We start from the raw sequence: 7,055 nt of genomic DNA, 5'->3' as shown, positions 1-7,055 counted from the left end.
GGAACACCGTCCGCAGGCTCTCGTGCCGGGCCACCACATCACCCAGCGCCGACCGCAACGCCTCCCGGTCCACCACCCCACGCAACCGCAGGGCGTACGGGAGGTTGTAGGCGGCGGTCCTGTTCTCCAGCCGGTTCAGGAACCACAGCCGGCGCTGGGCGGAGGACAGCGGGACGCGGTCGGGGCGGACGGCGGGGCGTACCGCGGGGCGGGCGGTCCGCGCGTCGGCGAGGCGTTCGACGAGTGCGGCGACCGTGGGGGCCTCGAAGACCGTGCGGACGGCGAGTTCGACGCCGAGGGCGGTCCGGATCCGGCTGACCAGGCGGGTGGCGAGCAGCGAGTGGCCGCCCAGGTGGAAGAAGTCGTCGTCGATGGTGGCCGACGGCAGCGAGAGGACGTCCGCGAAGAGCCCGCACAGAATCTCCTCCTGCGGGGTGCGGGGTGCTCGCCCCGTGGTCGCGGCGGCGAAGTCGGGGGCGGGCAGCGCCCTGCGGTCCAGCTTGCCGTTGGGGGTCAGCGGGAAGCGGTCGAGGATGACGAAGGCGGCCGGGACCATGTAGTCGGGCAGGGTGCGCGCGGCCAGTTCGCGCAGTGCGGCCGGGGCGGCGCCGTCCTCGCCCGGGGCCGGTACGACATAGGCGGCGAGCAGCGGGGAGCCGGGTCGGTCCTCGCGGGCCACCACCGCGACCTGGGCCACTGCCGGGTGCGCGGCGAGGACGGACTCGATCTCGCCGAGCTCGATCCGGAAGCCTCGGATCTTGACCTGGTGGTCGACGCGGCCGAGGTAGTCGATGTCGCCGTCGGCCCGGCGGCGGGCGAGGTCGCCGGTGCGGTACATGCGCGCTCCGGCCGGCCCGAAGGGGTCGGCGACGAACCGTTCGGCGGTCAGCGCGGGCCGGCCCCGGTAGCCGCGGGCCAGTCCCTCGCCGCCGATGTAGAGCTCGCCTTCGTCGCTGGGGCGCAGCCGCTCGTCGAGGACGTACAGGACGGTGTTCCAGACGGGGCCGCCGATGCTGGGCAGGGCGGCCCCGTCCGCGAGGCGCAGGGCGGTCGACCAGACGGTGGTCTCGGTGGGCCCGTACAGGTTGGTGACCTCCGCGCCGAGCGCGGTCATCGCGGTGGCGAGCGACGGCGGCAGCGCCTCGCCGCCCACCAGCATCCGCAATCCCCGTACGGCGTCCGGCTGTTCGGTGGTCAGGGCCTGCCACAGCGAGGGAGTGGCCTGCAGGACGGTGGTGCCGCTCGCGGTGGCGAGCGCACCGAGCCGGGCGGGGTCGATGACGGTGTCCCGGGGTGCGATGACCACCGCGGCTCCGGTCATCAGCGGAAGGTACAGCTCGACCACGGCGATGTCGAAGGCCACGGTGGTCACCGCGAGCAGCCGGTCCCGGCCGGTCAGGGGGAAGCGGTCCGCCATGGAGAACAGGAAGTTGAGCATGTTCCGGCGGGTGATGAGCACGCCCTTGGGGCGGCCGGTGGAGCCGGAGGTGTAGATCGTGTAGGCGGGGTGCGCGGGCCGCAGCGGGGCGAGGCGGTCGGCGTCGGTGAGGTCGTCGCCGGAGAGCGGGGCGGCCTCCGCCTCGGCCGCGGCGAGCCGTTCGGCGTCGAGGTGCAGGGCGGGGCGTGCGTCGTCCAGGATGTAGCGGACGCGGTCGGCCGGGTAGTCGGGGTCGAGCGGCACGTATCCGGCACCGGACTTGAGCACGGCCAGCAGCGCGACGAGCAGCTCGGGGGAGCGCGGCAGGCTGACCGCCACCAGCGCTTCGGGTCCGGCGCCACGGGCGACCAGCGCCCGGGCGAGCCGGTTGGCGCGGGCGTTGAGCGCGGCGTGGGTGAGGTGCTGTCCTTCGAAGAGCACGGCGGTGGCGTGCGGTGTCCGGGCGGCCTGAGCCTCGATCAGCTCCGTCGGGTCGGCGTCCGGCACGGCGCGCACGGTGTCGTTCATCGTGTTAACCACCTTGAATGGCTGTCGGTTGCGCGGTCGGTCGGGTCAGACGCCGGCCGGGGACGGCTCGGGGACCGTGGTGTCGGTGCGCCGCAGCTCGGCCGCGAGGATCCGGCCGATCTCGGCGAGGGCCGCGGGCTTCATCAGGTCGTTGTGGCTGCGCTCCAGGTAGTGGGCGGTGATGTCGCCGCCGACATACGGGCGCCAGGTCTCCGGCGTGGGTGAGATGTCGACCTTGTCGAGCGAGGCGACCAGGACGGTGACGTCGCCGTCGAACCGGTCGGGCACGAACTCGTGGACCAGGTCCCTTCCGTTGGCGTACACCCGGCCGATGGCCTCGATGTGGTGCGGTTCCAGGCTGGCGAGGGAGCTGCCGAGCCTGCGCAGGATCTGGACGACCTTGTCGTGCCGCAGGGGCTTCTTGCCGAGGTAGCGGCGGTCGTATCCGACCCAGCGCAGCAGGTCGGCGAGGATCTCCTGCTCGCCCAGCTCGGCGAGGGTCTGTCCGGGGTAGGTGTCGAGGATGGCGAGCAGTCCGACCTCTTCGCCGGCGGCGCGCAGGGCGCAGGCGATGACGTGGGCGGCGATCCCGCCCGAGGAGTAGCCGAGCAGGTGGTAGGGACCGTGCGGCTGGATCCGGCGGATCTGCTCGATGTAGTCGGCCGCCATCTCGTGGAAGGACGCGGGCAGCGGGCCGGTGCCGTCCAGGCCGCGGGCCTGGAGGGCGTAGACGGGGACGTCCTGGTCGAGGTGGCGGATGAGTCCGGCGTAGCACCAGCCGAGTCCGCCGGCCGGGTGCACGCAGAAGACGGCGGGGCGGCTGCCGTGCGGGCGCAGCGGCAGCACCACGTCGAGCGGGTCCTCGTGCCGGTCACCGCCCGCGATCCTGGCCGCGAGGAGGGCCGGGGTGGGGGCCTCGAAGATGCTGCGGATGGTCAGTTCGGCGCCGAAGGTGGCGCGCACCCGGTTGACCAGGCGGGTGGCGAGCAGGGAGTGGCCGCCGAGGGCGAAGAAGTTGTCGTCCATGCCGGTCCGGGGCACGCCCAGCACATCGGCGAAGAGCTGGCAGACCAGCTCCTCGCGCGGGCTGCCCGGGGCGCGTCCGGTGCCGGCGGCGCCGAGGTCGGGTGCGGGCAGTGCACGCCGGTCCAGCTTGCCGTTGGGGGTGACGGGCAGTTCCGGCACGCTGACGAAGGCCGCGGGGATCATGTGGTCCGGGAGCTGTCCGGCGAGTTCACGCCGCAGCTCGTCGGTGCCGGGGCCGCTGCCGTCGGCGGGTACGACGTAGGCGATGATCCGCTTCTCGCCCGGCTGGTCCTCGCGGGTGACGACGGCGGTGTGGCGGATGCCCGGGTGCCGGGCGAGGACCGCCTCGATCTCGCCGAGTTCGATGCGCAGGCCGCGGATCTTGACCTGGTCGTCGGTGCGGCCGAGGTAGACGAGCGCGCCGTCGTCGTTCCAGCGGGCGAGGTCGCCGGTGCGGTACATCCGCGATCCGGGCGGGCCGTACGGGTCTGCGACGAACCGCTCGGCGCTGAGGCCGGGCCGTCCGAGGTAGCCCCGGGCGAGCTGGACGCCGGCCAGGTAGAGCTCGCCGGGTGTGCCGGGCGCGGCCGGGCGCAGGGCGGGGTCGAGGACGTAGGTACGGGTGTTCCAGACGGGGCCGCCGATGGGCACGGGGCCGGCGCCGGGTGCGCACTCCGCGCAGGTGACGTCGATGGCCGCCTCGGTCGGGCCGTAGAGGTTGTACAGCCCGACTCGCGGCAGCACCCGGAAGAATCGGTTCTGTAGCTCTTCGGGGAGTGCCTCGCCGCTGCAGATGACCCGGCGCAGTCCGGTGCAGCGGGCGGCGGCGGGATCCTCGAGGAAGACCTGCAGCATGGAGGGGACGAAGTGGGTGGTGGTGATCCGCTCGGCCCGGATCAGCTCGGCCAGGTAGCGGGGGTCCTTGTGGCCCTCGGGACGGGCGACGACGAGCGTGGCGCCGCTGATCAGCGGCCAGAAGAACTCCCAGACGGACACGTCGAACCCGGAGGGCGTCTTCTGCAGGACCCGGTCGTCGGCGCCGAGTCCGTACCGGTGCTGCATCCACAGCAGCCGGTTGGCGATCGCCCGGTGGGAAAGGACGGCGCCCTTGGGGCGGCCGGTGGAGCCGGAGGTGTAGATGACGTACGCCGGGTGGTCCCCGGTCGCTGCCCGGCCGGCGGGCGGCGTGCCGGGCTGGGCGGCAAGCCGGTCCGTGGTGTCCTCGGCGTCCAGGACGAGCAGCGGCACGGACAGCTCGTCGGGCAGTCCGGCCGCCGTCGACGCGGTGGCCAGCAGCAGCGCGGGCCGTGCGTCGGAGAGCATGAACCGGATGCGCTCGGCGGGGTAGTCGGGGTCGACGGGCAGGTAGGCGGCGCCCGCCTTGCCCACCGCGAGCAGGGCGGTGACCAGCTCCACGGAGCGGGGCACGGCGAGTGCCACGACGCTCTCCGGGCCGACACCGCTCGCGCGCAGCAGGTGGGCGAGGCGGTCGGCGCGGGCGTGCAGCTCGCGGTAGGTCAGGGCGCTGCCCTCGAAGCGCAGGGCCTCGGCCTCGGGGCTGCGTCTGGCCTGCTGTTCGAGCAGCTCGGTCAGGGTGGTGTCAGGCACAGGGTGCGCCGTGTCGTTGTGCGCTCGCACCACCAGGTCACGCTCGGCGGCGTCCAGGAGTTCGATGTGCCCGACGGGGGTGTCGGGGCCGGCGGCGGCCAGCCGTTCCAGGAAGCCGATGAAGCGCTGCTGGTGGGCGGCGATCTCCGCGCCCGAGTAGAGGGCGGGGTTGGCGTCGAAGTCGACTTGGAGGCCACGGCCGTCGGAACGCTCGTACACGATCAGCGAGAGGTCGTCGGAGGGGCCGATGGAGAGGTTGTGCACGACGGCCGGGACGTCACCGAACGTCAACCCGTAGTCGAACATCATGATGTTGACCTCGGGCCCGACGAGCCGTCCGCCGCCGCCCAGCAGGTTGCGGTCGCGGACCAGGTCCTCGTACCGGTAGTGCTGGTGCTTCATCACCGCGCGAAGTTCCGCGGAGACCTGCTCCAGGAGGGCGGCCAGGGTCATGCCCTGGGCGACGGGCACACGCAGCGGCACCACGTTGGAGACCATGCCCGGCACGGACCGGGCGGCGCGGCCCAGCCGGCAGGAGACGGGAACACCGAGTACCACCTCGTCGGTTCCGGTGGAGCGCTGCAGGTAGAGGGCCGCGGCGGTCATCATCGTCGCCGGCCAGGTCACGCCCACCTCGCGGGCGGTGTCGCGCAGCCGCTCCAGGCCGTCCGTGGTCAGGAAGGAGGTACGGCGGACCAGGCCGTGCGCCATGACCGGCGTCCGGTCGGACAGGCCGGCCGGCTCGGGGCAGCCGGCCAGTCGATCCCGCCAGAACTCACGGTCGGCTGCGAAGCGTTCACCGGCCCGGTACCCGGCGTCGGCCGCGACCAGGTCCGCGACGGCCCCGAACCCGCTGGGCGGCGGCTCCTCGTCGGCGGCCAGCGCGGTGTAGAGGTCGGCGGCCCGCCGGGCGAGCAGGGCGACGGCGAAGCCGTCCACGGTCACGTGGTGGTAGCGGTAGAACCAGAAGTACCGGTCGGTGGCCACGCGCAGCAGGGCGAAACGGAACTGCAGGTCGTGGCGCGGGTCGACGGGCTCCGCGAGAACCTGACGCATCCACTGCTCGGCGGCCGTCTCCGGGTCCTCCTCGCCCCGCAGGTCCAGCTGCTGGAGCGTCCAGCGCGGGTCGGGGTCGGCGACCTGCCACAGGCCCTCGTCGTCCTCCACGACGCGCATCCGCAGGGCCTCGGCCTCCAGGACGAGGCGACGCAGTGCCTTTTCGAGGATTCCGGCGTCGACGGCCCCGCGTAGTTCCAGGTATTCAGCCGCGTTGTAGATCGGGTTCTTCGGGTCGAGCTGCTGGGCGAACCAGATTCCGGCCTGGGCCGCGGTCAGCGGTATACCGTCTCCAAGCATGATTCTCATCCACCCCTAGCAGACAACTTCAGTGAAAAACCTCGGGCAGTGGTTCCGGGGAACAGATTGGACTCTCGCATCCATCGGAATTGGCCGACAACGCCCACTGCATCAACCTGCCAACCGGCCCCGGAAACACGGAACGGGCGTTGGCAGACAACTGCCAACGCCCGTTCGTGACCCGCCGGGTGCGACGACCCCGGTCAGCCGCCCATGGAGCGGACCAGACTGGCCGGCCGCATGTCCGTCCAGTGCTCGTTGATGTGGTCGAGGCACTCCTGCCGGCTCGCCGCGCCGTGCCGTACGGTCCAGCCCGCCGGCACCTCGGCGAACGCGGGCCACAGGGAGTACTGGCCCTCGTCGTTGATGAGTACGTAGTAACTCGAGCCGTCGTCCTCGAAGGGATTGGTGGCCATGGCTCATTCGCCTTTCTCTGCGACTTCTGTGCTTTCTACGGTGCCTTACGTATCGGTCAGGCAGCGGCTTTGGACCGCACCGATTCAACGAACCCGGACAGCCGGTCGACCCCCCAGTACTTGTCGAATCCGACGATGAAGAAGGGGACGCCGAACACCCCGTCGCGATGCAGCGAGTTCAGCGCCAGGAGGCCCTCCTCACGAATGGCGGGATCTTCGTGCGCGTGTTCCAGGACGAAGGGATCGACGCCGATGTCCCGGCCGATGCGGGCCATGGTCGCCGGGTCGGAGATGTCCTCGCCGAGCTCCCAGCGCGCACGGTAGGTCCCGGCGATGAACGCGCGTCCGGCGCCTAGGCGTTCGGCGGCGAGATAGGCGAGGTGCGCGACCTCCCAGCGCGGTGCGGGGTCCACCGGCCAGACCATCTCCAGGCCGCGCGCGCGGGCGAGGCGGCGCACGTCCTGGAGGATGTACAGGTGCTTCTCCTTCGACATCGGGACGTACGGCAGTCTGACGTTGTCGCGCTCCAGTTCGTCCAGGGCCGGCTGGTCGGGCTCCCAGAACGGCAGCCACTCGATGTGGTCGGCGACGTCCGGGTAGTGGTCGAGCAGGTCCCGGTAGGCCATCCAGGAGTAGGGGCTGCGGAAGGAGAAGTACCAGCGCGGTCCGCGTCGTGCCATCACCGCCTCCAACTGACGTGAGAA

The 7,055-nt window shown here is 72.1% G+C and carries 4 protein-coding genes; all 4 read right to left on the bottom strand.

What is annotated here, in order from left to right; genetic code table 11:
- Positions 1–1,945: amino acid adenylation domain-containing protein (locus tag ACZ7GZ_RS27995; protein WP_471028305.1), on the bottom strand; the 1,945-nt coding region annotated here is incomplete at its 3' end.
- Between the two features lie 45 nt (positions 1,946–1,990).
- Positions 1,991–5,935: an amino acid adenylation domain-containing protein gene (locus ACZ7GZ_RS27990; RefSeq protein WP_471028303.1), complete on the bottom strand. Its 3,945-nt coding sequence runs from the start codon at positions 5,933–5,935 to the stop codon at positions 1,991–1,993.
- Between the two features lie 203 nt (positions 5,936–6,138).
- Complete coding sequence (locus ACZ7GZ_RS27985; RefSeq protein ID WP_471028301.1) at positions 6,139–6,351, bottom strand: MbtH family protein; 213 nt, start codon at positions 6,349–6,351, stop codon at positions 6,139–6,141.
- A gap of 56 nt (positions 6,352–6,407) precedes the next feature.
- Positions 6,408–7,031: a DsbA family protein gene (locus tag ACZ7GZ_RS27980; RefSeq protein ID WP_471028298.1), complete on the bottom strand. Its 624-nt coding sequence runs from the start codon at positions 7,029–7,031 to the stop codon at positions 6,408–6,410.
- Between the last annotated feature and the right edge of the window lie 24 nt (positions 7,032–7,055).

It is taken from the genome of Streptomyces sp. NPDC037288 (assembly GCF_055603265.1).
The sequence above is the reverse complement of the archived record's forward strand: the minus strand, read 5'-3'. Positions and strand labels throughout refer to the sequence as shown.